The organism is Embleya sp. NPDC056575 (genome assembly GCF_042793325.1).
GTDB lineage: Bacteria > Actinomycetota > Actinomycetes > Streptomycetales > Streptomycetaceae > Embleya.
In genome coordinates this window covers 35,379-58,209 of the sequence record NZ_JBHTVA010000024.1, presented here as the reverse complement: position 1 = coordinate 58,209, position 22,831 = coordinate 35,379, and the positions used below count along the sequence as shown (strand labels likewise).

Here is a 22,831-nt window from a genome sequence, read left to right as displayed (position 1 = left end):
GAACCCGCAGCACCACGCACAAAGCACACCCACCGATACGCGAAGCACCGAGCACCGAGCACCACCCATGGAGCCCCCTTGCCGACGACCTACCTCACCCCGCTCACCGACCCGAAGCGGAGTCCCAGCGCCCACCGCCTGGCCTGGCTGGCCGCCGACGCCCACGGCATCCCACGCGGCTCCGCCTTCCTGCGGCTGTTCGACAAACCCGGCCAGGATCACCTGGCCGAGCTCGAGGTGCACGTACATCCGGCCGAGCGCCGCGACGGCGTGGGTACCGCTCTGCTCCACGCGGCCGTCGAGGCCGCCCGGGAGGCGGGCCGCCGCTCGCTGCTCGCCCAGGCCAAGGCGGACTCGCCGGGCGCGGCGTTCCTGTCCGAGCGGGGATTCCGGGACGTGCTGACCCTGATCTACACCCGGCTGCCCCTGACCGACCACGAGCCGGGCGACGCGGCGTGGGCCGCGATCGCCGATCGGGACCACCCCGGCTACCGGCTGCACTCCTGGGACGGCACCGTCGCGGACGCACTGGCCGAGACCTTCGCCGCCTCCCGCCGCGCGATGGACGACATGCCGATGGGCGAGACCGACTACGGAACGGTCGTCTGGGACGTGGAACGCCTCCGTGCGGCGGCCCAGGCGATCGCCGATCGCGGCGAGCTGCTGCACACGGTCGTCGCGATCGACACCGCCGACGACACCATCGCCGGCTTCACCGAACTGGTCGTTCCCGGCGACGGCAAGGGCGACGGTCAGCACTACAGCACCGGTGTCCTGCCCGAGCACCGAGGCCACGGACTGGGCCTGTGGATGAAGGCCGAGGCCATCCGGCAGGCCCGCGAACGCCACCCGAACCTCACCGCGCTGCTGACCGACACCGCCGAGGCCAACCACGCGATGCGCGCCATCAACGACACCCTCGGCTACCGACCGACCCACCGGTCGACCGAGTATCAACTCGACCTACCGGTGGGCCGATCGCGCTGACGGGCAGAGCCGGCGCAGCGAGGAAGGCGGAGAATCAGCAGGGCCCCAGGTCCTGCCACACCCCCCACTGCCCGGTCGTTCCCGGCTCCTCACCCTGCGTCCACCACTTCGCCTTCCACGAATGGCCCTTGTGGGAGACGGAGTTGCCGCCCTGGTAGACCGCCGCCCGATCCCACGCCGCGATCGTGCAGTCGCCCGGCGGGGTGGTCGTCGGAGGGGTCGTGGTCGGCGGTGTCGTGGGCGGCGTGGCGCCCGCGAACCGTACCGAGAACTTGGTGAAGTCCCAGGGCGCCTGCGGAACGCTGCTGCACACGCCCGACGTTCGCCCACCGTTGTCCGGTGGCGTGCACTGCCGGTCGCGGTTGACCGACCAGTTCGTGAAGCGCGCCATGTGATGACTGATCGCGTAGTCGTAGACCGTCTGGAAGTCCGCCTGGTAGAAGTACTCGCCGGTGTCGCTGCGCCCGTTCATCTGCGAAATGCCCTCGTGGGCATAGGCGGTGGCGGCGTCCCAGCCGAACGTACTGCGCAGGATGGCGTTGAAGTTGGTCAGCGCGGAGGTCTGCGCCGCCGCTCCGTTGAAGCCGCCGTCGAACGGCATGATCGAGAAGTTGTCCGGCGTGAAGCCCTGCGCCTTGGCCTCGTTGAGCATCTGCTTGCCGAACCAGCCGGTGCCGTCGGCGGTGCCGGCCGTGGTCACCGAGATGTAGATGCCGGGATTCTTCTGCTGGAGGATTTTGGCCGCGCCGATCTCGTTGTGGATGGCCGCGCTGTTCTCGTACTCCGGCTCCTCGAGGTCGAAGTCGAGCGCCTTGAGCCCGTATTTGTCGACCACCTGCTGGTACGCGGCGGCGGTCGCCTCGGGTGTGCCGCAGGTCTGACCGAGCTTGGTGCCGCCGTAGCCGCCGATGGACACCGAGACGTCACCGCCCTTGGCCCGGATCGCGGCGATCACGCCCGCCACCGCGGTATCGGTGGACACCGGCTTCGTTCCGTCCCAAGTCGGCGTACAACCACCGCCGTTGGGCGCGAGGACGAACGCGAGCTGGAACGCCTTCAGGCCGGTGGCGTCCATGACCGCACCGGCGTCCGGCGGGTCGTTGTCGAGCGGCATGAGGTAGGGGGCGGCGGCATACCAGTTGCTCCCGACACCGCCCGGCGCGGACGCGGCGGGCCCGGCGGCGGTGGCTCCACCGGTGAGGGCGAACATCGAAAGCAACCCGGCGGACGCGGCGGCAGCGGCAAGTATGGGGACGAAACGACGTGCCACGGGGGACTCCTGTGGGGGACTTGGTATAGACCAATGGCCAAAGCGTGGCCCTCCCCTCCCACACCGTCAATACATTGGACTGGACCAATTTTGCCGGCCGGCCGCCGCCCACCGCCCGCCCGGCGCGTGCCGCGCGCACCTCGCCTCGACGGCTCGTCCCCGAATGTTCGTCCGGACGTCCCCGGGGTGAGCAAACCAAGTCGTCGGGTGGTTCCCGCCGTGCCGCAGGGTGGAGGCGTGCGGCCTCGTCGGGGGTGTGGCCCGAGCGTGCTCCCCGCCGGAACCCGACCCGGCGCTCGGCTCCCCTCCCCCGCGATTCCCTCACCTCACGCCCGCCCCGGCGGGGTGTGTCCTTTGCGCAGGTCGAGCAGGAGGTGTCGCGTCGCATGTGGCGATGTGAGACAGGTCACCGGGAAGTTCATCCGACTTGGTCTGGACCTTTCGTGGTCCGACGCGGTTATATTCAACCGTCTTTAGTAAACCGAGCATGCAATAAATCCGCGCCGAGCAGGCGTCGGAGAGCCGAGGGGGCGTCCGTGAGCAGCATGGCGACAATGCCGGACGAGACGGCCGTCTTCGGCGAACCCAAGTACTGGCAGCTGCGCACCTCCCTGCTCAAGGCGATCGACGAGGACTTCAACTCCGGCGACATCCTCCCCAACGAGCGCGACCTCGCCGCGCGCTTCGGGGTCGCCCGGGCCACCCTGCGACACGCCCTGGAGCAGCTCGAGCTGGAAGGCCGCCTGGTCCGCAAGCGCGGCGCCGGCACCACGGTCGCCGGCCCTCGCGTCGACGTCTCCCTCGGCGCCGACGGCGAGGGCTGGCCGGGCGTGGACCTGCGCGACCGCGAGGTGATCGACTGCGCCACCGTGCCGGTCACCGACGAGTTCGCCGACACCCTCAAGGGCCGCCCCTCGGCCCTGGTCCACCGCCTGCGCCGGCGCCAGTTCTCCATGCGCCAGGTGGTCGGCCTGGAGTGCCTCTACGTCTCGCGCGCCGTCGTCCCCTCCCTCTCCACCCGCGTTCCGAACTTCGAGCGGGCGTCGCTGATGTTGCGCCAGCTGCGCGGCCACCGCCTCGAAGGACGGCACCGCGCGGTCGAGTTGGCCGTGGCCGAGGCCGAGGAGGCGCGCTACCTGGAGCGTCCGCCGGGTACCGCCGTCCTGGTCGTGACGACGACGTACACCGCGCTCGGCCGTACCGCCGCGGTCACCGTGGCCACCTACCGCGCCGACACCTGCCGGCTCGCCTTCGCCGAGGCCGGGCCGACCGCGCTGCGGCCCGCGTCCTGATCCCGACCCGAAATCTGGGTACCATCCGCGCCTGAGCGACGACGGCGTGCATGACGGGCGCGGCGGCCCGGACGAACGTCCCGTGTGACGACGCGGGGAGAGGACAAAAGCTGTGGCACAGGCGACCGGCGGGGATTCCTCCGTGGTCCGGCGGATCAATTCCGCGGCGACCCTGCGTGCGTTGCGCGGCGGCGAGGTGCTGACGGTGACCGCCCTGATGGAGGCCACCGGTCTGTCCCGACCCACCGTCGAGGGCGTCGTCGACGGTCTGCTCGCCGAGGGCCTGGTCGTGGAGACCACCACCGCCGAGGGCGAGGACGGCAGCCGTCCGCGCGGCCGTCCCGCCCGGCGCTTCCGGTTCCACGCGGAGGCCGGCCACCTGCTCGGCATCGACGTCGGCGTGCACCGCATCCGGGTCGTCCTCGCCGACCTCGGCGGCACCATCATCGGCCGCGCCGCCCGCACCGTCGAGGAGGGCTGCGAGGCCGAGGACCGCCTGGAACGCGTCCGCGCCACGGTCAGCGAGACCCTGCGGCGCGCCCAGGTCTCGCGCAATTCGCTCTGGGGCGTGGGCGTCGGCACCCCCGGCATCGTGGACACCGAGGGTGTGGTCACCCTGTCCTCGGCGATGCCCGGCTGGACCGGCCTGGACCTCGGCGGCCGGCTCGGCCGCTCGTTCAGCTGTCCGGTCCAGGTGGAGAACGACGCCAACCTGGCCGCGATCGGCGAGCGCTGGAAGGGGGTGGCGGTCGGCTCCGACGACATCGTCTACGTGATGGCCGGCCTCAGCCCCGGCGCCGGCTCGTTCATCAACGGTCGGCTGCACCGCGGCTTCGGCGGCGCGGCCGGCGAGATCGGCGCGCTGCACCTGCTCGGCCGCCAGGTCACCCCGGAGAACCTGCTCTCCACCACCGGCACCCCCCTGCCGCCGCTGGACGAGGCGGCGGTCGGCGAGGTGTTCCGGCACGCGGCCGAGGGCGACCGCACCGCGGGCGAGGCGGTGGACCGCTTCGTCCAACGCCTGATCCACGACGTCACCGCGCTGGTCCTGGCCCTCGACCCGGAGATCGTGGTGATCGGCGGCTGGGCGGCCGGCCTCGCCGACGCCGTACCGCCCCTGACCGCCGAGCTGCAACGCCTGTGCCTGCGCATGCCGCGCGTCGAACTGTCCGCCCTCGGCGCCGACGGCGTGGCCCTGGGCGCCGTCCGCGTGGCCCTCGACCGCGCCGAACACCGCCTCTTCGCGGTCGAACACACCGGCTCGGCAAGGGCCTAGAACCACCCGCAAGCCCGACGGCGGCACCGGCACCCGCCGCGCACGCCCATCTATCCCGCGTCCGCCACACGCTCGCCGGGCACCCGGCCGGTCATCGGCCGTCCGCGATCCCGACATGCACGCCGTGCAGGGTGGGGGTGTCCAGCTCGTCGAGCAGCGCGATGGCGAAGTCGGGGTAGGAGACCCGGCTTTCGACGTCACCGTCGGCCCGCCGCCACACGCCGGTGCGCGTACCGGCGTGATCGAAGTCCCCGGCCGGGCTCAACACGACCCAGTCCGGCCCGCCGCCCGCCTCGCGCAGCACCGCGTTGCCCGCCCCGTGTGCCAGGTAGAACTCCCGGTAGTCCTGCGGATATCCCGCCGTGTCCATCAACAACACGCCGGACGCCGTCGGCAACACCGAGGCCAGCCCCACCCACACCAGTCGCCGCACGCCCGCCCGGTCCAGCCCGTCGCGCAGCGCCCGCACGGCGCGCGTGAAGAAGTCCGCCGTCGGCGCCGCCGGGTCGTACACCGCCGCGATCGCCCCGTCGTGACCCGCCGCGAGTTCGGCCACCGCGTCCGCGTCCGTCACGTCACCGGCGACCACCCGCACCCGCTCCCCGGCCAGGTCCGCGTACTTCGCCGGATCACGCACCACCGCGGTCACCCCGTGCCCACGCCGCAGCGCCTCCGCGATCGCGGCCCGACCGGTGCGTCCACCCGCGCCGAAGACGATGATCTCGCTCATCGAAAACACCCCGTATCTCCGGGTCGATCCCTGTGTCGACCACCGCCGCGCACGCTATCCGGGGTCGTGGTTACCTCCTGGATACCGACTACGGTGGACACATGAGCGAGGCCACCGGGGAACTCACGGGAGAACCACTGCGCGCGGACATGTTCGACCCGGTCTGCCCGTCGAACCTGTCCCCGATCCGGTTCGGCGACAAGTGGGCGGGGATGATCATCCGCTGCCTGGAGGGTGGTCCGCGCCGCTTCTCCGAGTTGCGCGTACCGATGCACGGCGTCACCGCGAAGGTGCTCACCCAGTCCCTGCGCGCACTCGAACGCGACGGCCTGATCAGCCGCACCGCGTCCGAGACCCCGGTCCGCCGGGTGACCTACGCCCTCACCCCGCTGGGGCGCGGCATGCTGGTCCCGATGGCCGCCGCCTGCGAGTGGGCCGCGGCCCACTGGGACGAACTCCTGGACGCCCGCGAGGCGTCGATGAACCTGGACCGCACGGCCTGAAAACGGCGCGAGCCCGGGGGGCGGCGCCACCCGAGCCCGCCCCCGCCTACCGCGTCTCCGTCACCTTCGCCAGCGCCCGCGGCGCGTCCGGGTCGCACCCGCGCCCCAGCGCGATCTCGCGCGCGAGCACTTGCAGCGGCAGGATCTCCAGGATCGGCGACACCTCCTCGGCCACCCCGCCCGGCAACACGAAGCCCCGGCCGTACTCGGCCACCGGCTCGGCCGCGCCGACCACGAACAGGTCCGCGCCGCGCTCGCGCAGCCGATCCAGCACCGGCCGCAGCGCCCGGCCGCCCGCGCCCTCCGGCGCCACCGCCAGTACCGGCCAGCCCCGGTCCACGATCGCGAGCGGCCCGTGCATGAGGTCCGCGCCGGAGAACGCCTGGGCGCCGATGTAGCTGGTCTCCATGATCTTCAACGCGGCCTCGCACGCGGTCGGATATCCGTAGCCGCGCGCGGTCGCCACGAGTCGGTCCGCGAACCGGTACCGCTCGGCCGGCGCCTCGATCTCCGCCTGCCGCTCCAGGATCGCCCGAGCCGCGGCGGGCAGCCCGAGAGCCGCCTCCCCCGTACCGCCCCGGATGTGGTCCACGAGCAGGAACAGCGTGAGCAGTTCGGCCGTGTACGTCTTGGTCGCGGGCAGCGCGAGTTCGGGGCCCGCCAGTACGTCCAGGTGCAGGTCGGACTCCTGCGCGAGCACCGAATCGGCGTTGTTGGTCACCGCGAGGGTGAACGCGCCGTCCTCGCGGGCCTGTCGGGCGGAGGCGATCAGGTCCGGCGAACCCCCCGACTGGCTCACCGTCACGACCAGGCAGTCGGCCAGCCGTTGCCGAGCGCGGTACGCGGTCGTGGTGGACATCGAGGTGAGCCCGGCGGGCAGGCCGAGCAGGACCTCGGTGAGATAGCGCGCGTACAGCCCGGCGTTGTCGGACGTCCCGCGACCGGTGAACAGCACGAACTTCGGATCGCGCGCCCGGATCGCGGCCGCGGCGGCCCGGATCGGCCCGAGCCCGTCGGCCAGGATCCGCGCCAACCCCTCGGGCTGCGCCGCGATCTCACGGGCCATCACCGACCCGGGCACGGGGGAATCGAGCATGCGGGTGCTACCTCCGGACTGCGGCGACCCGCCCCGGAACAACCTCCGGCGCGGTGTCCCGAAGGTACCCACCGCGCCGAGCACCGGGCAATATTGGTCTAGACCACTATCGCGGGCAGCCGAAAGCGACACGAAAGGCAAACGAAAGGCGGGCACGCGCTCCGCGCATGCCCGCCGCTTCCGCCCGATCCGGCTACGCGTTCTCGCGCGCCCTCCCGGCGACGACCCCGTCCAGGTCGGCCTTGCTCAGGTCCACCGTGCCCACCGGCACCGCCGTCGCCTCGCGTCGCGCGTTCCGCCTGGCCCGCGACCACAACACACCCGGCATCGCGCCGAGCATGCGCACCTTGGCCACCGGTACCGCCAGCACGGCCCGCACCCGCTCCCGAGGCCCGTCCGTCCAGGCCAACCAGCCCGGCCGGGTCCGCCCCGCGAGCAGACCGAGCACGATCGCCGCACCCACCGCGATCAGGTGCTCACGACCGGCGAGGTTGGGCAGGATGATCGACTCCAGGACCATCGACCCGCCGGTGATGGTGAAGAGTATGGGCGCGCGGTGGATGATCGAGAGATACGTGAACAGGCCCACCACGGCCGCCGACGGACCGGTGTCCAACACGTGCGCCGCCGAGGACGGCAGGCCGAGCGCGTGGTCCGGGCCGATCGCGATCATGATCCGGGCGCCCATCGTGCCCGCGAGCGTGGTCACGTAGGCGACCATCAGCGTGCGGCCCGCGCCGAGCGAGAGCTGGGCGATCGCGAACGCCAGGAAGAGTTGGGTGATGCCGGCCCACACCGGTAGGTTCAGCGCGGGCACGAACAGCGAGATCGGCGTGCGCAGCAGCGCCAACCACAGCGGCAGGTCGGCACTGACCCCACCGACGAGCCGGACCACGGTCTTGCCGGCCGGGGTCTGCCCGATCGCGTGGAAGAAGATCACCGCCGAGCTGGCCACCACTGCGAGCGCGAGGCCCTTGCCGCGACTGCGCCACAACTGGCGCACCGGGTCGGCCACGATGCCGCGCCACTCGCCGCACAACGTCCGCCACAGGAACAGGAGCAGCTGCCACGGAGCGGACCACAACACGCCCCGGACACCGCCGCGGTCCGCCTTCGAGGGGGTCGTCGCCGCGGTCCCGCCGTTCGTCTCCGCCGCGTCGGGCCGCCGCGACGCGATGAGGGTGCCCGCAGGGGCGGACCCGCCGGCGGCGACGTCGTCGCCGTCGTCCCGGCGATCGTCGAGAACGCGCAACACTGCTGATCAACCCCCAACGACTCGTCGAGTCCGACCGCACCGGACCCGAGCCGGTGGTGATGGGTGTCCACCACGCCCTGCCCTTCTGCCGCGTCATCGTAGGACGAGGACACGACACACCGGTCGGGTGGGTTGACGCAGGGCGGGCGCTCCGCGGTTGCGACTGGTTCCGGTCGACCGGGCGATGCGGGGGGTGGTGAACCGCTTTTCCGTCTCAAAGATTACCGACTCTCGCCGCCGGCCACCGTCAACCGAATCGATGACATGACCGGCTCGGCGTCATCATCTGGTCGTACGTTGTCCCTCCTCTCCCGCTCCCACCTGCACCGATGCGGAACGCGCGGCTTCGGTACCCCGCCGGGATCGGCCGACTCCTCCCCTCGGTCGGCCGGTCCGCGCCGCTAGCGAAATCACCAACTCGGGCCCACACGTGGCGAAACCGTCCGAACGCGGAGGGTAAAATCCGCAGTCGGACGGTCTCGTCGACGGTCGGTGACGCGAGTCTGTGGGGGCGAGGGTGAAATCTTGCCCAGCCCACACTCAGGAATTGCCCAGCCTTTGCCCAGCTCCACCCGATCGGCGGCCGGCCCGGGCCGCGTCCGCGCCCTCAGGCCCCGTTCAGCGCCTCCGTGGGTGGCAGTCGCGCAGCGCGTCCGGCCGGGTACAACCCCGCCAGCGCGCCGATCGCCACCGATGCCGCGACGCCGCCCAGGATGGCCGGCCACGGCAGCACCAGCGGCCACCCCTTCGCGTGCGCGTACCCGCTCGTCACGATCAGCCCGAGCAGCACGCCGGCCACCCCGCCGAGGCCGGACAGGGTCACCGCCTCGGTCAGGAACTGGAGTCGGATCTGCCCGCGCCCGGCACCCAGCGCACGCCGCAGGCCGATCTCCTGGCGGCGTTCCAGTACGGAGATGACCATCGTGTTGGCCACCCCGACCCCGCCGACCAGCAGTGCCACCGCGCCGAGCCCGACGAACAGGCCCGTGAAGGTGTTCTTGGCGGCCAACTGCGCCTCCAGCGCGTCCGACGGACGGCTCACCTTGACCGCGCCGGGATCGGCCGGGTTCGCCGTCGCCGCGAGCACGTCGCGAACGTTGCCGACCGCGTTCTCGTCGGAGCGCTCGTAGATCCGGGTCGGGTGCCCGTCGAAGCCGAGCAGGTCCTTGGCGCCCTGCCAGCCGACCAGCGCGGAACGGTCCACCTCGGGGGCCAGCGGCACCGGCTTCAGCACGCCGATCACGGTGAACCAGCGGTCGCCGATCCACACCTGCCGGTTCGGCCCGTCGACCCCGAGCAGTTCCGCCGCCCGTGCGCCGAGCACGACCGTGGGGTAGCGGGAGGTGGCCGCGTTGAACCACTGCCCCTTGCCGACCCGGCCGCCGATCGTGCCGAGCAGATCCTCGCGGGCCGCCGCGACGGTGATGCCCTTGGTCTCGCGTGGGTCGATCCGGTCGGTGCGGCGTACGCTCCGGCCCTCGAGTTGGGCGGTCGCGCTCGCCGAGGTCACCGGACCGATCCGGCGCACCATGTCCACGGCGTCCTCGGGCAGTTGCAGCCGGGTGCCGAACATGTTCTCGCCCGGTCCGACCGAGAGCATGTTCGTGCCCAGGCTGCGGATCTGATCCATCAACCGGGCCTGGCTGGCCGCGCCGATGCCCAGGACGGCGACCATCGCGGCGATGCCGATGGCGATGCCCAGACCGGACAGGATCGCGCGCATCGGCCGACCGCGCACGCCGAGCAGGCCGACCCGGACCACGTCGACCGGACCGAGCCGGGCGGTGTCCGGCAGCGGGACGAGTGTGGACCGGGGGCCCCGGTCCCGACCGAGGATCACCATCCGGCCACCCCCGCCGGCTCCGCGCTCGGCACGCCGCTGTCCGCGTGGATCCGGCCGTCCAGGATCTCCACCCGCCGGGGCAACGACCGGGCGATGCCCGGGTCGTGCGTGATCACCACGATCGTGGTGCCGTCCGCGTGCAGTTCGTGCAGCAGCCGCATCACCGTCGCGCCGGAGCGCGAGTCGAGCGCACCCGTCGGCTCGTCCGCCAGCACCAGCGCGGGACGGGCCACCAGCGCGCGGGCGATGGCCACCCGCTGCCGCTCGCCGCCGGACAACTCCCGCGGCACGTGGTCGAGTCGACTGCCCAGGCCGACCCGGGCCAGCGCCTCGGCCGCGCGTTCGCGCCGCTCGCGGACCGGAATCCCGTGGTAGTAGAGGCCGTTGGCCACGTTGTCCACGGCGGTGAAGTGGTCGGTGAGGAAGAACTGTTGGAACACGAAGCCGATCCAGTTCGCCCGCACGCCGGAGAGTTGACGATCCGTCAAGCCGGCGATGTCGTGCCCGAGCAGACGCACCACACCCTCGGTCGGCCGGTCGAGCGTGCCCATCAGTTGCAGCATCGTCGACTTGCCGGACCCGGACGGCCCCACCACCGCGAGCAGTTCGCCCGCCTCGATGGTCAGGTTCGCGTCGATCAGGGCATGCACGCCGCCCGGGTAGGACCGGCCCACGCCGTCGAGTTCGATCACGGGCGCCGCGCCGCCGGGGCCGGCGGCCGAGGCCGACTCGGCCCCGGCCGGCGAGCTTTTGCGGTACCTCCTCATGCCTTGGGCACCCCGACCTTCAGTCCCTCGGTCACGCCGTCGCCGGTGACCTCGACCCGTCCGTTGGCGAACATGCCGAGTTCGACCTTCAACAGCCGGGTGCCGCCGTCGGGTTCGATCGCCTCGACGCCGTAGCCGCCCTCGGCCAGGGCGAGCAGCGCGTTGACCGGGACGGTGAGCACGCCCTTCTTCTCCTTGCCGGTGAACCCGACGGTGACCGGCGCGCCGTCCAACGTGCCGGCGTCCTTGGGCTGGTCGAGCGCGATGTCGACGGGGATGGTGGCCTTGTCACCGCCCGACGGCGCGCCCGGGGACTGGTCGCCCTCCTTGGCCACCGTGCCGACCTGGGTGATCGTGCCGCTCGCGGTCTTGCCGCCGGGCAGGGTGACCTGGACCTTGGCGCCCTTCGTGGCGAGCGTCTGCTTGTTCACGGGCAGGTTCACGGTGACCCGGCGGCCGGTACCGCTCGCCTTGAGCAGTGGCCCCTGCGAACTCGCGCCGAGCGTGGCGGTGACCTCGCCGACCCGGACCGAGTCGGGCAGTACCACCGCGTCGCCGGGGTCGAAGCGGCCGGTCTGCTTGTGGCCCATGTCCTTCTGCCACTTCTTCAGCGCCGTGGCCGTCGCGTCGGTGAACTTCTCGTCCACGGTGAACCCGCCGTAGCCCAGCGCCTGGAGGTTCTGCTCCAGTTCGCGCACGTCCACACCCTTGTCGACGCCGACCGACAGCGCCCGCCAGAACGGCGTCTCGCCGTAGAACAGCGGCACCTTGGTGCCGTCGCGGCCGTAGACGCGGTCGCCGCGCACGAGGGTGTCGCCGACGCCGGGGAGCCAGGTGATGGTGCCGGGGCCGGGGTTGTTGCCGCCGTCGGGGGGCGCGTTGCCGGTGCCGGGAGCGTTGCCCGTGCCGGGAGCGTTGCCGCCGCCGGTTGACGAGTTGCCGCCGCCGGTCGCAGAGCCTCCACCTCCACCTGAGGTCGAGCCTGTGCCGGGGCCCTTGCCCGTGCCCGGGCCGGCGCCGGGGTTGCCCCCGTTGCCGCCCGTCCCGCCCTGCGGCTTGTTGGCACCGCCGCCCAGCGCCTCCGGGTCCGCGCCGGGCGGTGCCGCGTTCACGGAGTAGGTGCCCGCATACCCGAGCTTGCCGTCCACGTTCTGCCGGTCGACCAGATCGGCGCGGGTCACCGGTACGGCGTCCAGTTTCGTGCGGTTCGCGGACGCGTCGGAGCCGTCACCGCCGTCGGACAGCAGTACCGCCGCCGCACCGCCCGCCGAGGCCAGGACCAGTGCAGCCGCCAGTGCGCGCCGCCGCCGGCGCCGGCGCCGATCGCGCGGGTACGCCGTGCGATCCGGGGCCACCGGCTGCGACGTGCTCTCCCCCTCGAACTGCTGCGGGGTGTCGATCGAAACCACGGGGCGGCCCCTACTTCTGCTTCTCGAACGGCGGGACCTTCTTGTTGCATATCTCGATCGCCTTCATGACCTTGTCGTCACTCGCGTCGATCGTCACCGCGGCGGCACCACCGCCGTCGTCCATGTTCTCCACGCCGTTCTCCCGCATGCAGGCCGCGCGCTTGGCCTGCCACTCCTTGTACTTGGGGTCGTTGGGGTCGAAGTCCAGCTTGGGCTGGAACTTCTCGCACGCCTTCATCGCGTTCTCGGTCTTGCTCATGTCGCCGTCCATGGTCATCGCCGGCATCCGCATCGCACCGCCCTCGCCCTGCTCCGGGTCGGGCATGTCGATGCCGTTCTCACGCATGCAGCTCGCGAACTTGACCATCTGCTCGTAGCGCGCCTTGGCGTCGTCCTTGCCGGAGCCCGGCTGACCGCCCGCCTTCTGGTCCTTGCCGGCGCCGCCGCCCGAGGCCACCTTGTTCTTCGCCGACCCGCCGTCGTCGCCCCCGCATCCGGCCGTGGTCAAGGCGAGGCCGCCCACCAGAACCATGCAGGCCGCCCACCGCAACACCAGGGGCCGTCCCGATCCCGTGCGCCCGAACCTCGTCATCACTGCCGCTCCCGCCTGTGATCCCGCCGTCGTCCGGCCCGATGGTCCGGACGTCCGGTCGCACGCACCGCCCACGGCGTCATGGACGGGATATGTGCGACAGCAGGTCTACGTGGCGGCGGGTTTCCCGGCCGTCACCCGAATTGGTTATCCGGAGCTAACACGGGGTCGCGTATAAACGGTGGGGGCCGACTCGAAGTCGCCCAATTCCCCCCATCGGCCCCGAAGCGGAGCGACGAAACCTTGCGAGTCCTGGTGACCGAGGACGAGGAACTGCTGGCCGACCTGGTGGCCCGAGGGCTGCGCCGGGCGGCGATCGCGGTCGATGTGGCGTACGACGGCGAGAGCGCGTTGGAGCGGCTGGCGGTCAACGACTACGACGTACTCGTGCTCGACCGCGACCTGCCCGGCACGCACGGTGACGAGGTCTGCCGGCGGGTGGTGGCCGGGCGGCTGCGTACCCGGATCCTGATGCTGACCGCCGCCGGGACCGTGCCCGAGCGGGTGGCCGGGCTGCGCCTCGGCGCCGACGACTACCTGCCCAAGCCGTTCGAGTTCGCCGAACTCCTGGCGCGTGTACAGGCGTTGGGGCGTCGGGCGACACCGGCGGTGCCGCCGGTGCTGGAGAAGCACGGCATCGTGCTGGACAGCGCGCGGCGCCAAGTCACCCGCGACGGCGAGTACGTTCGACTCGCGCACAAGGAATTCGCCGTGCTGGCCACGCTGATGGCGGCCGACGGCGCGGTGGTCAGCGCCGAGGAACTGCTGGAGCGGGTCTGGGACGAGAACATCGACCCGTTCTCCAACACCGTACGGGTGACCATGTCGAAGCTGCGGGCCAAGCTCGGCGACCCCCAGGTGATCCGGACCGTGCCCGGCGCGGGGTACCTGATATGAGCGGCGTGGTGGCGGCGCGCGGCCTTGCGGGCGATCTGCGACTGCTCCGGCGGGCGGTGTTCCGGCGGCCGTCGGCGCGGGCGCGACTGGCGTTGATGTACGGCGGCATGTCGCTGGTGGTCGGGACGGTGCTGTTGGGCATCGTGTACTGGTTCGTCGATCAGCGTGTGTCGCAGCGGCTGCCGACGGCGATGGCCAGGACGTTGTCGCTCGACGCCTCGGGCGACGTGGCCACGTTCGCCCCGGCCGCCCCCGTACAGACCGCACCGGCGCAGCCGGCCGAACCGGGGGCGTACGCCCAGTACACGCTGCCCCTGGAGCGGATTCGCCGGGCCAGCTCGGTCGGCCAGGAGGTGACGATGAGCCAACTGCTGACCGTACTCGGCGCCGCCCTGCTCCTGCTCGCGGCGGCCTCGATCCTGGTCGGGTGGTGGATGTCGGGCCGCGTACTGCGCCCGGTGCACGGCATCACCGCGACCGCGCGCCGGTTGTCCGAGCACAACCTGCACGAGCGGATCGCGATGCCGGGGCCGGACGACGAACTCAAGGAACTCGCGGACACGTTCGACGGGATGCTGGATCGGCTGGAGAAATCCTTCGACAGCCGGCGGTTGTTCGTCGCCAACGCCTCACACGAATTGCGCACTCCACTCACGATCCAGCGCACGGCGATCGAGATCGGCCTCGCCGATCCGCACTCGCCGGCGGACATCGCCGAGACCCGCGAACACCTGCTGGCGCTGAACCGGCGCACGGAGCGGCTGATCGACGGCCTGCTCAATCTGGCGGTGAGCGAGCGCGGGAACGTCCGGGTGTCGCCGGTCGCGCTGGACGAACTGACCGCCGACGTCCTGCGCCAAACCCGCCCGGCGGCCGAGCGGGCCGGGGTCCGGGTGGACGCGAACCTGGCCGCGAGCACGGTCGCCGGCGACCCCCTGCTCCTCCGCCAACTGGTCACCAATCTCATCGAAAACGCGGTCCGCCACAACCACGCGGGCGGCTTCATCACGATCGGCGTCTCCCCCGGCTCGTTCCGAATCCGCAACACGGGCCCGGTGATCCCCGCCGCCCGCGTCCCCGACCTCTTCGAGCCCTTCCACCGCTTCGGCCCCAACCGCACCGGCTCCGCCAAGGGCTCCGGCCTGGGCTTGTCCATAGTCCAGGCCATAGCCCACGCCCACGCAGCCCGAATCACCACAAAAGCCAACCAACACGGCGGCCTGTCCATAGCAGTAGCCCTACCCACACCCCACAAAACCCCAACAACCCAACCATCCAGTCCGCCGGCAAACAAACTCCCGCCAGGCGCCGCGCAGTTCACGACCAAATGCGAACAAGCCCCCGACCTCCCTGCCAAGGCAGGCTTCGGGAGCCGAGCGTCTCGGACATCCGGCTGAGCCGACGGCGCCGACAACCCCCCGGGTACGGTCGATGCGGCGGGTCGCGTGCAGGAGGCGGTCGCCGGGGCCAACGACGCAGCAGGAACCACGTCCCAAACCAGGCACTCGCGCAAGACCAACCCTCAACCGGAACAGCCCGGCCCAGCCCCCCTTCAAGACCACCGCAGCGCAACGAAGCACCCAACACAGGCCCCGACCCACCCGGTACCCCCGGCCCACCCCCCGCCGCGCAACCCACGCACCCAGCACGACGTACAAACCCAGCCCGGCCGGCGTTTGAGGCCACCCCAGCACAACCACACGCCCAACGCAGGCCAAAACCCCCGACCCCGCAAGCGCCTCCGGCCGGCCCGGCCGCCGCGCGACCCACGCCCAGCCCGGCCGGCGTTTGAGGCCACCGCAGCGCGACCCGGCGCCCGACGCCGGACAAAGCACCCCGGCCCCGTGAGTGCTTTCGGGCCGCCTAGTTGCCGCCCGGCTCGGGTTCTGGTCGGGTCAAGAGCCCGCCACGCGCAACGCGCGCGAGGGCGGTGGCCACGTGCTCCGCCGCCTCGTGTGCGTCGCCGTCGCCCGCGGCCCACCGGCTCATCGCGACCCGCACCGCGACGTTCGCGGCCCCCGCGGTCAGCCACACGTCGGCGTCGTCCACCGACAGCCCCGACCGCGCCGCGATCACCGGCCGCAACCGCTCCTCGCATTCGTGGTGCACCGCCAGCCACACCGCCCGCAGCGCCGGATGCCCGTCCGCCACCCGCAACATCACCCGCAACTGCGCGTCGTCGACCCCGTCCACCTCACGCGCATGCCGCATCGCCGCGCGATAGCTCAGTTGCATCGCCGCGAGCAGCCCGGCCTCCGGATCCCACCCCGCCAGGCGCTCGACCCAATCCGCCATCCCGGCGGAAAGCACCGGCGAGACCGTCTCCTCCTTGCTCCGGAAGTAGCGGTAGAAGGTCCGCAGCGCCATGCCGGCCGCGTCCGCGATGTCCTCCACGGTGGTCTCGTCGAACCCCCGCGACGCGAACAACCGCACCGCCGCCCGGGACACCTCCGTTCGGGTGTCCGCCTTCCGCCGCTCGGTCAACGAGGGCCGCCCGACCCGCGCCCCGCGCCCGCCCCGACCCGCCCCACTCGCCGCAGCAGCACCGTCCATCCGCCCATTCTAATGCCGCCACGGGAATTAATGGCACAACGTGCATGTTAGGCGTAACGTGCAAGGCGGGGGCTCACCACCATCCGGAAAGAAGGCACTCACATGAACCGCTTCGACACCCGCCGCATCCTCGTCACCGGCGCCGGCTCCGGCATCGGGCAGGCGACGGCCCTACGGCTGCTGCGCGAAGGCGGCCGGGTAGTCGCGGCCGACGTGGTCACCGAAGGACTCGCCACCACCCGCGAGCGCGCCACGGCGGAAGGCACCGCCGAGCGCCTGCACACCCTCGTGCTCGACATCGCCGACGAATCGTCCGTCACCGAGGGCGTGAAATCCGCCATCGCCGAACTCGGCGGCCTGGACGTCCTGGTCAACGCCGCCGGCATCCTCCGCGCCGAGCACACCCACCTGACCTCGCTCGACCTGTGGAACCGGATCATCACGGTCAACCTCACCGGCACGTTCCTGGTCACGCGCGAGGCCCTGCCCGCGCTCCTGGAGACCGGCAACGGCGTCGTGGTCAACTTCAGCTCGACCTCCGCGGCCTTCGCCCACCCCTACATGGCGGCCTACGCGGCCAGCAAGGGCGGCATCCAATCCTTCACGCACGCCCTCGCCCTGGAATACGGCAAGCAGGGCCTGCGCGCGGTCAACGTGGCCCCGGGCAGCATCAAGTCCGGTATCACCGACGCGACTTCCGGCTACCTTCCCGCGGACACCGACTGGGAACTGTTCGCCAAACTCTCCCCGATCCTGGCCACCGACCTCGAATCGGGCGGGGCCCCGATGGCCGGCCCCGACACCATCGCCGGCGTCATCGCGATGCTCGCCTCCGACGACGGCGCCTTCATCACCGGCACCGAAATCCGAGTGGACGGCGGCACGCACGCCTGACGGCCCACGCGTCGGCTCAGCCGTCCACGCCCACGCGCCGCGCCACCGCCGCCGGCAGGGGATACAGCTTCTCCGGCGGCAACAGGCGCTGCGCCTGTGCGACCCGCCCGTCCTTCACCAATCCCGCCAACCGCCGTACCAGCGGCGTCAGATCGGTGATGCCGACGACCCACTCCTCATTGAACGTCCGGATCAATCCGCGCCCGATCCCCACCTGAATGCTGTAGTGATTCAGCGCCGCACCACGCAACGACCGCTCCGGATCCCACTGCACATGCACATCGGCGCCCGCCACCGACCCCTCGGTCGACACCGCCCGCGCCAGCGCCTCCTCGAACCCGGCCCGAGTCATCCGCACGGCCAACACGCGTTCCTGGCCCGCCTTGCGCCCCCAGTCGCTGCGGTGCATCAGCCAGCGAAACGACGGCTTGACCCAGGTCATCCGCCCGAACGAGAACGGCGCCACGAACCGCCCCTCCCGCAAAGCCGGTTCGGCGATGGCCGGCGCATACGCCTGGTACACCACCAACGACCGCGCATCGAAGTCGGCCCGAATCCGACGCAACATCACCATGCCCCGACACGCTGCCGGCCCCACCCTCCCCCGGCCACGCATTTTCCCGGCCCACCTCGATGTGCCATCTCTCACTACAACCTTCGCCCTGCCTCGAATGTCCAACGCACCGGCAAATCAACCGAACCAGCGGATCCCACCCCCATACGCCACCCTCCGAACCCATTCGATCACCCTCCGCGAAGCCCGCGCATCGACGACGGCCTGATTCCCGTTGCGGGCACCCCAGTCAACTGGTTGCCTTCCATCGCCCGGTGATCCCGGCGACACGAGGAGTGCATCCATGGCCCTGATCCGAAGGAAAACCACCCGCCACCGCAGTCGGCTCCCGGCGCTGGCGGGCGGCATCGCTACCGCGGTCCTGGCCGGCAGCCTGCTGACTACCCCGGCGTCCGCAGAACCCACGGCCGGCGGTCCCACCAACCTGCGCATGAGCCCGGTGCCGGTCAACGGCTCGACGGGGACGTGCGGCTACCTCCACGGAATCAACTCCCTCAGCACATTGGACCTGTTCGCGACGGTAGGCGAGGCGAACGGCCCGCTGGTCGGGGCACACTTCGAACTCCACGAAGTCGGCAACGGTGACCCGACCACCTTTGACAGCGGCTGGGTATCACAGCAGTACGGCATCCACGAGGCCCAAACGCGCATCCCGGGCGACCTGCTGACCGACGGGAAGACCTACGCCTGGAGCGTCGAGTCGGGCCTGGCGAACGCTCCCGGTTCGGACCGCACCACAGGCTGCGCCTTCACCTACGACGGCACCGCCGCAGCCCCGCCGACCGTCACCAGCACCGACTTCCCGGTCGACGGCGGCGGCAAATACGCGGGGCAGGCGGGGGTGTTCGTCTTCGGCACCGGAACCGACACCGACGTCACCGCCATCGAATACGCTCTCAACGGTTCCGTTCCGGTGGGCGGAGCCGCCCGAGCCCTCTACGACGCGCCTTCCGGCACGTGGCACACACCGCCGCTGATCATCGGCCGATGGGGCACCAATTACCTGTACGCCCAAACCATCGACCGTGCCGGCAACCGCTCGCGACAGACGATCCACAGCTTCTTCGCACCCACCGACCCCAATCCCCCCGCTCCGAAGCCCGGTGACATCAACCGCGACGGCAAGGTGGACATCCTCTCCGTGGACGCCGCCGGCGCACTCCGCTTCCACAGCGCGGGCGACGACCCGGCAGCGGGCGGTCGAATCGCGGCAGCGGCCAAGGCGGGACCTGGACAGCGCACGTGGGCCGGCGCCCTCGTCACGCACCGCGGGGGGGACTCCGCCGACTACCTCTACGCGTACGCGAACGGAGCGATGCGCGCGTACCGCAGCGTTCCCGGTCCCCTGCCCGAGGACGGATTCTTCTCGACCCGCGTCAGTGTGGTCACGCGCCCTCAAACGTGCGTCGACCCGACCGCGGCGGACGGAACGTGCATCGGATACGCCGGTTCGTGGTCTCGGGTGACACAACTCGTGGCCGCGGGTGACGTCGATGGAGTGGCGACCGGAAGTTCCGCGGCATCGACCAGGGACCTGTTCACCATCGAGGACGACGGCGCGGGCAACGCACGCCTGTGGCTGTTCGTCGGCACCGTCGGGACCGGATTCGACCACGCCATCCCCATCGGCCTCGCCACCCGGCAGAACCAGGACATCATGGTCCCCGGCGATGTCACCGGCGACGGACTGCCCGAGTTGTGGATCCGTGACCGCACCAACGGCAACGTGTACCAATACGCCTCCGTGAAGAAGGCCGACGGCACCGCCGACCTCGACGCCTACACCGCCACGCCCACCCTCATCGGTACCGGCTTCGACACCACCGCCCACCCCCAGGTCTCCACCGACGGCGACTTCGACGGCGACGGCAAAGCCGACCTGTGGGCCCGCACCCCCAACGGCAACATCTACACCTTCCCCGGCCAGGCCCCCGATGCCACCGGCAACACCTTCGGCCCGGCACAACTGATCGCCGGCACCTGACCCACCACCGGGGCCGCCCCCCAACCACGGAGGCGGCCCCGGTCGCATCGGCGTCAGATGCCGACGTACTCGAATACCGCGCGACGACCGCCCCGGCGGTCACCCCGGCGACCGGCCGTAGCGCCGTATCGCCTCCTCGGGGGCCTCGGGCTTGACCCTGCCCCGGCGGGCCAGCAGCCGCAGGGTGCGGATCACGATCGACGGGGCGTCCACCGCGAAGTGGGCGCGGGTCGCGGCTCGGGTGTCGGACAGGCCGAACCCGTCCGTGCCGAGCGAGGTCCACTCCTGCCGGACCCACGGCGCGACCTGGTCGGGGACGGCGCGCATCCAGTCGCTCACCGCCACCACCGGCCCGGTCGCGTCCGCCAAGGCCCGGATGATGTACGGGACTTGGTCCTCCCCGGCGGCCAGCGCCTCGCGGCGCAGTTCGGTCCACGAGGTCACCGACCACACCTGGGCCCGCACGTCCCAGTCCTCGGCGAGCAACCGCTGCGCCTCCAGCGCCCACCGCACCGCCGTGCCACTGGCGAGCAGTTCGGCGTCGGCCTCCGTGTCGGCGACGGGCGCGCAGCAGTGCATGCCCCGCACGATCCCCTCGACCGCCCGGCTCCGCTCGGCCGCCGCGCGCTCGCCCTCCGCCGCCCCGCCCCCGGGCATCGCCGGCTGCGGCAGCGGCTCGTTGTACACCGTCAGGTAGTAGAAGACGTCCTCGCCCGTGGGGTGTTCGGGCGTGGCCGTGAGCATCCGCCGCAACCCCTCCCGCACGATGACCGCGATCTCGTACGCGAAGGCCGGGTCGTACGACACGCACGCCGGGTTCGTCGACGCGATCAACTGCGAGTGCCCGTCCGCGTGTTGCAACCCTTCGCCGGTCATCGTGGTCCGGCCCGCCGTCGCGCCGATCAGGAAGCCGCGACCCATCTGGTCGGCCAGTGCCCACAGTTGGTCGGCCACCCGCTGCCACCCGAACATCGAGTAGAAGACGTAGAACGGGATCATCGGCTCGCCGTGCGTGGCGTACGCCGTGGCCGCCGCCGTGAACGAGGCGACCGCGCCGGCCTCGGTGATGCCCTCGTTGAGGATCTGGCCGTCCACCGCCTCCCGGTAGGAGAGCAGCAGTTCGCGGTCCACCGCGTCGTAGGTCTGCCCGTGCGGCGAGTAGATCCCGGCCGTCGGGAACATCGACTCCATCCCGAACGTGCGTGCCTCATCCGGCACGATCGGCACCCAGCGCCGGCCCACGACGGGGTCGCGCATCAGATCCTTGGCCAGCCGGACGAACGCCATCGTGGTGGCGATCTCCTGCTTCCCCGACCCCTTGAGCAGCGCCGCGAACGGCGCCGACGTCAGCGCCGGCGGCTCCGGGAGCGGGGTGAACGCGGTACGCCGGGCCGGGACCGGGCCGCCGAGCGCGCGCCGCCGGTCGGCCAGGTAGCGGGCCTCCGGCGAGTCCGGTCCCGGGTGCAGGTACGGCGGCAACTCGCCGTCCAGATCGGCGTCGGACACCGGCAGGTCGAGCCGGTCGCGCATCACCCGGAATTCGTCCTGGCGCAGCTTCTTCATCTGGTGATTGGCATTGCGCGCCTCGAAGCCGGGTCCGAGCGTCCAGCCCTTGACCGTCTGCACCAGCACCACGCTCGGGCCGCCGCGATGCTCGACCGCCGCCCGATAGGCCGCGTGTACCTTGCGGGGTTCGTGTCCCGCCCGCGAGAACCCCACCACCTCGGCGAGCCGCGCATCGGCCAAGTGCGCTGCCACGTCCCGCAGATCGGGGGTGCCGCCGAGCAGGTTGTCCCGGATGTAGGCGCCGTCCGCGGCCGAGTAGGTCTGGAACTGGCCGTCGGGCGTGTGTTCCAGACGGCGGATCAGCTCGCCGTCGTGGTCGCGGGCGAACAGGTCGTCCCAGTCCCGACCCCACAGCGCCTTGACCACATGCCAGCCGGCACCGGCGAACACGCTTTCCAACTCCTGGACCACCCGCCCGTTTCCGCGCACCGGGCCGTCCAGGCGTTGCAGGTTGCAGTTGATCACGAAGACCAGGTTGTCCAGCCCCTCGCGGGCGGCCAGGGTCAGCGCCGCGGTGGCCTCGGGCTCGTCCATCTCGCCGTCGCCGAGGAAGGCCCAGACCCGGCTGCGCGACGTGTCCTTGATGCCGCGGTGGTGCAGATAGCGGTTGAACCTGGCCTGGTAGACCGCGGCCAGCGGACCCAGGCCCATCGACACGGTCGGGAACTCCCAGAATCCGCCCAACGATCGCGGATGCGGGTACGACGGCAACCCGCCGCCGCCCACCTCGCGCCGGAAGCGGTCGAGCTGATCGACCGTCAGGCGCCCTTCCACGAAGGCCCGGGCGTACACACCGGGTGAAGCGTGTCCCTGGAAGTAGATCTGATCACCGGGACCGCCGTCGGCCCGCCCCCGGAAGAAGTGCTCGAATCCGACCTCGTACAACCAGGCCGCCGACGCGTAGGTGGCCATGTGCCCGCCGAGGCCGAACCGGCTCGCCCGGGTGACCATCGCGGCGGCGTTCCATCGGTTGTACGCGGTGATCCGCTCCTCCAGGGCGAGGTCGCCGGGGTAGGCCGGCTCGGCCGCGGTCGGCACGGTGTTGACGTACGGGGTGCGCGTCACGGGCGGCAGGTCGAGGCCGTGGTGCGCGCCGTGTTCGAGGAGACGGGCCAGCAGCAGGCGGGCTCGGCCGGGGCCGGCGGCGCGTACGACGGCGTCGAGCGATTCGGCCCATTCCGCGGTTTCCTCGGGGTCCCGGTCGGGGAGCTGGTCGAGCTGCCCGGGCGGGATTCGGCTCGACGTGTGGGGTGACATCCGGGCCGCCTCCTTCGTATCGGTGAAGGCTTCCGCACCGGCTTCCGACTGAAGCCCGGCGGCGAAGCATATTCATTCTGCGCAAT

19 protein-coding genes are annotated in these 22,831 nt (G+C 71.6%); 8 read left to right on the top strand and 11 right to left on the bottom strand.

Features of this window, described 5'->3' with window-relative positions; translation table 11 throughout:
• The first annotated feature begins 78 nt into the window (after positions 1 to 78).
• On the top strand, positions 79 to 987 hold the full coding sequence (locus ACFRCG_RS20330) for a GNAT family N-acetyltransferase (protein WP_380033315.1): 909 nt from the start codon (positions 79 to 81) through the stop codon (positions 985 to 987).
• A 34-nt stretch (positions 988 to 1,021) separates the two neighbouring features.
• Here ACFRCG_RS20330 and ACFRCG_RS20325 read toward each other — a convergent pair whose 3' ends face one another.
• Positions 1,022 to 2,197: a chitinase gene (locus tag ACFRCG_RS20325; protein WP_380033443.1), complete on the bottom strand. Its 1,176-nt coding sequence runs from the start codon at positions 2,195 to 2,197 to the stop codon at positions 1,022 to 1,024.
• A 605-nt stretch (positions 2,198 to 2,802) separates the two neighbouring features.
• Here ACFRCG_RS20325 and ACFRCG_RS20320 point away from each other — a divergent pair.
• Both ACFRCG_RS20320 and ACFRCG_RS20315 read left to right on the top strand, forming a co-directional pair.
• Entirely contained in the window at positions 2,803 to 3,549 is a 747-nt protein-coding gene (locus ACFRCG_RS20320) for a GntR family transcriptional regulator (RefSeq protein WP_126643061.1), read from the top strand.
• Positions 3,550 to 3,661: 112 nt separating this feature from the next.
• Positions 3,662 to 4,825: an ROK family transcriptional regulator gene (locus tag ACFRCG_RS20315; RefSeq protein ID WP_380033313.1), complete on the top strand. Its 1,164-nt coding sequence runs from the start codon at positions 3,662 to 3,664 to the stop codon at positions 4,823 to 4,825.
• A 91-nt stretch (positions 4,826 to 4,916) separates the two neighbouring features.
• Here the strand turns inward: ACFRCG_RS20315 and ACFRCG_RS20310 are convergent, their stop codons facing one another.
• Positions 4,917 to 5,555 (bottom strand): NAD(P)-dependent oxidoreductase, encoded by a 639-nt coding sequence (locus ACFRCG_RS20310; protein ID WP_380033311.1) that lies wholly within the window; start codon positions 5,553 to 5,555, stop codon positions 4,917 to 4,919.
• Between the two features lie 101 nt (positions 5,556 to 5,656).
• On the opposite strand from ACFRCG_RS20310, the gene ACFRCG_RS20305 reads away from it, so the two are divergent.
• Positions 5,657 to 6,058, top strand: coding sequence for a winged helix-turn-helix transcriptional regulator (locus tag ACFRCG_RS20305; protein ID WP_380033309.1), 402 nt, complete (start codon positions 5,657 to 5,659; stop codon positions 6,056 to 6,058).
• A gap of 46 nt (positions 6,059 to 6,104) precedes the next feature.
• Here the strand turns inward: ACFRCG_RS20305 and ACFRCG_RS20300 are convergent, their stop codons facing one another.
• From ACFRCG_RS20300 to ACFRCG_RS20275, 6 genes are all read right to left on the bottom strand, one after another.
• The gene (locus ACFRCG_RS20300; protein ID WP_380033307.1) at positions 6,105 to 7,154 is read right to left on the bottom strand and encodes an SIS domain-containing protein; all 1,050 of its coding nucleotides are present in this window, start codon (positions 7,152 to 7,154) and stop codon (positions 6,105 to 6,107) included.
• Positions 7,155 to 7,347: 193 nt separating this feature from the next.
• Entirely contained in the window at positions 7,348 to 8,409 is a 1,062-nt protein-coding gene (locus ACFRCG_RS20295) for a hypothetical protein (RefSeq protein WP_380033306.1), read from the bottom strand.
• Positions 8,410 to 9,016: 607 nt separating this feature from the next.
• The gene (locus ACFRCG_RS20290) at positions 9,017 to 10,252 is read right to left on the bottom strand and encodes an ABC transporter permease (protein ID WP_380033304.1); all 1,236 of its coding nucleotides are present in this window, start codon (positions 10,250 to 10,252) and stop codon (positions 9,017 to 9,019) included.
• Complete coding sequence (locus ACFRCG_RS20285) at positions 10,246 to 11,019, bottom strand: ABC transporter ATP-binding protein (protein ID WP_380033303.1); 774 nt, start codon at positions 11,017 to 11,019, stop codon at positions 10,246 to 10,248. The genes ACFRCG_RS20290 and ACFRCG_RS20285 overlap by 7 nt, the downstream gene beginning before the upstream one ends.
• On the bottom strand, positions 11,016 to 12,428 hold the full coding sequence (locus tag ACFRCG_RS20280; RefSeq protein WP_380033301.1) for a peptidoglycan-binding protein: 1,413 nt from the start codon (positions 12,426 to 12,428) through the stop codon (positions 11,016 to 11,018). The genes ACFRCG_RS20285 and ACFRCG_RS20280 overlap by 4 nt, the downstream gene beginning before the upstream one ends.
• 10 nt (positions 12,429 to 12,438) lie before the next feature.
• Complete coding sequence (locus ACFRCG_RS20275) at positions 12,439 to 13,020, bottom strand: hypothetical protein (protein WP_380033299.1); 582 nt, start codon at positions 13,018 to 13,020, stop codon at positions 12,439 to 12,441.
• Positions 13,021 to 13,263: 243 nt separating this feature from the next.
• Here ACFRCG_RS20275 and ACFRCG_RS20270 point away from each other — a divergent pair, with 243 nt between their 5' ends.
• Together ACFRCG_RS20270 and ACFRCG_RS20265 are read left to right on the top strand one after the other, a co-directional pair.
• Positions 13,264 to 13,917 carry a response regulator transcription factor gene (locus ACFRCG_RS20270; protein WP_380033298.1) on the top strand — a complete coding sequence of 218 codons (654 nt, stop codon included), beginning with the start codon at positions 13,264 to 13,266 and terminating at the stop codon, positions 13,915 to 13,917.
• Entirely contained in the window at positions 13,914 to 15,314 is a 1,401-nt protein-coding gene (locus ACFRCG_RS20265) for a sensor histidine kinase (RefSeq protein ID WP_380033296.1), read from the top strand. The genes ACFRCG_RS20270 and ACFRCG_RS20265 overlap by 4 nt, the downstream gene beginning before the upstream one ends.
• A gap of 466 nt (positions 15,315 to 15,780) precedes the next feature.
• Here the strand turns inward: ACFRCG_RS20265 and ACFRCG_RS20260 are convergent, their stop codons facing one another.
• Positions 15,781 to 16,470: a TetR family transcriptional regulator gene (locus ACFRCG_RS20260; protein ID WP_380033294.1), complete on the bottom strand. Its 690-nt coding sequence runs from the start codon at positions 16,468 to 16,470 to the stop codon at positions 15,781 to 15,783.
• A gap of 102 nt (positions 16,471 to 16,572) precedes the next feature.
• On the opposite strand from ACFRCG_RS20260, the gene ACFRCG_RS20255 reads away from it, so the two are divergent.
• Complete coding sequence (locus ACFRCG_RS20255; protein WP_380033292.1) at positions 16,573 to 17,364, top strand: SDR family NAD(P)-dependent oxidoreductase; 792 nt, start codon at positions 16,573 to 16,575, stop codon at positions 17,362 to 17,364.
• Positions 17,365 to 17,380: 16 nt separating this feature from the next.
• Here ACFRCG_RS20255 and ACFRCG_RS20250 read toward each other — a convergent pair whose 3' ends face one another.
• Positions 17,381 to 17,938, bottom strand: a complete 558-nt coding sequence (locus ACFRCG_RS20250) for a DUF4291 domain-containing protein (RefSeq protein WP_380033290.1) — start codon at positions 17,936 to 17,938, stop codon at positions 17,381 to 17,383.
• A 283-nt stretch (positions 17,939 to 18,221) separates the two neighbouring features.
• Between ACFRCG_RS20250 and ACFRCG_RS20245 the strand changes: the two genes are divergently transcribed.
• Entirely contained in the window at positions 18,222 to 19,922 is a 1,701-nt protein-coding gene (locus ACFRCG_RS20245; RefSeq protein WP_380033288.1) for an FG-GAP repeat domain-containing protein, read from the top strand.
• A 99-nt stretch (positions 19,923 to 20,021) separates the two neighbouring features.
• Here the strand turns inward: ACFRCG_RS20245 and aceE are convergent, their stop codons facing one another.
• Positions 20,022 to 22,745 carry a pyruvate dehydrogenase (acetyl-transferring), homodimeric type gene (gene aceE, locus ACFRCG_RS20240; protein ID WP_380033286.1) on the bottom strand — a complete coding sequence of 908 codons (2,724 nt, stop codon included), beginning with the start codon at positions 22,743 to 22,745 and terminating at the stop codon, positions 20,022 to 20,024.
• Positions 22,746 to 22,831: the final 86 nt, after the last annotated feature.

Excerpts from the sequence above, each read along its gene's own strand:
- ACFRCG_RS20325 (WP_380033443.1), bottom strand. The coding sequence starts at position 2,197 with ATGTTCGCCCTCACCGGTGGAGCCACCGCCGCCGGGCCCGCCGCGTCC.
- ACFRCG_RS20320 (WP_126643061.1), top strand. The coding sequence starts at position 2,803 with ATGGCGACAATGCCGGACGAGACGGCCGTCTTCGGCGAACCCAAGTAC.
- ACFRCG_RS20310 (WP_380033311.1), bottom strand. The coding sequence starts at position 5,555 with ATGAGCGAGATCATCGTCTTCGGCGCGGGTGGACGCACCGGTCGGGCC.
- ACFRCG_RS20305 (WP_380033309.1), top strand. The coding sequence starts at position 5,657 with ATGAGCGAGGCCACCGGGGAACTCACGGGAGAACCACTGCGCGCGGAC.
- ACFRCG_RS20300 (WP_380033307.1), bottom strand. The coding sequence starts at position 7,154 with ATGCTCGATTCCCCCGTGCCCGGGTCGGTGATGGCCCGTGAGATCGCG.
- ACFRCG_RS20290 (WP_380033304.1), bottom strand. The coding sequence starts at position 10,252 with ATGGTGATCCTCGGTCGGGACCGGGGCCCCCGGTCCACACTCGTCCCG.
- ACFRCG_RS20285 (WP_380033303.1), bottom strand. The coding sequence starts at position 11,019 with ATGAGGAGGTACCGCAAAAGCTCGCCGGCCGGGGCCGAGTCGGCCTCG.
- ACFRCG_RS20275 (WP_380033299.1), bottom strand. The coding sequence starts at position 13,020 with ATGACGAGGTTCGGGCGCACGGGATCGGGACGGCCCCTGGTGTTGCGG.
- ACFRCG_RS20265 (WP_380033296.1), top strand. The coding sequence starts at position 13,914 with ATGAGCGGCGTGGTGGCGGCGCGCGGCCTTGCGGGCGATCTGCGACTG.
- ACFRCG_RS20260 (WP_380033294.1), bottom strand. The coding sequence starts at position 16,470 with ATGGACGGTGCTGCTGCGGCGAGTGGGGCGGGTCGGGGCGGGCGCGGG.
- ACFRCG_RS20255 (WP_380033292.1), top strand. The coding sequence starts at position 16,573 with ATGAACCGCTTCGACACCCGCCGCATCCTCGTCACCGGCGCCGGCTCC.
- ACFRCG_RS20250 (WP_380033290.1), bottom strand. The coding sequence starts at position 17,938 with ATGGTGATGTTGCGTCGGATTCGGGCCGACTTCGATGCGCGGTCGTTG.
- ACFRCG_RS20245 (WP_380033288.1), top strand. The coding sequence starts at position 18,222 with ATGGCCCTGATCCGAAGGAAAACCACCCGCCACCGCAGTCGGCTCCCG.
- aceE (WP_380033286.1), bottom strand. The coding sequence starts at position 22,745 with ATGTCACCCCACACGTCGAGCCGAATCCCGCCCGGGCAGCTCGACCAG.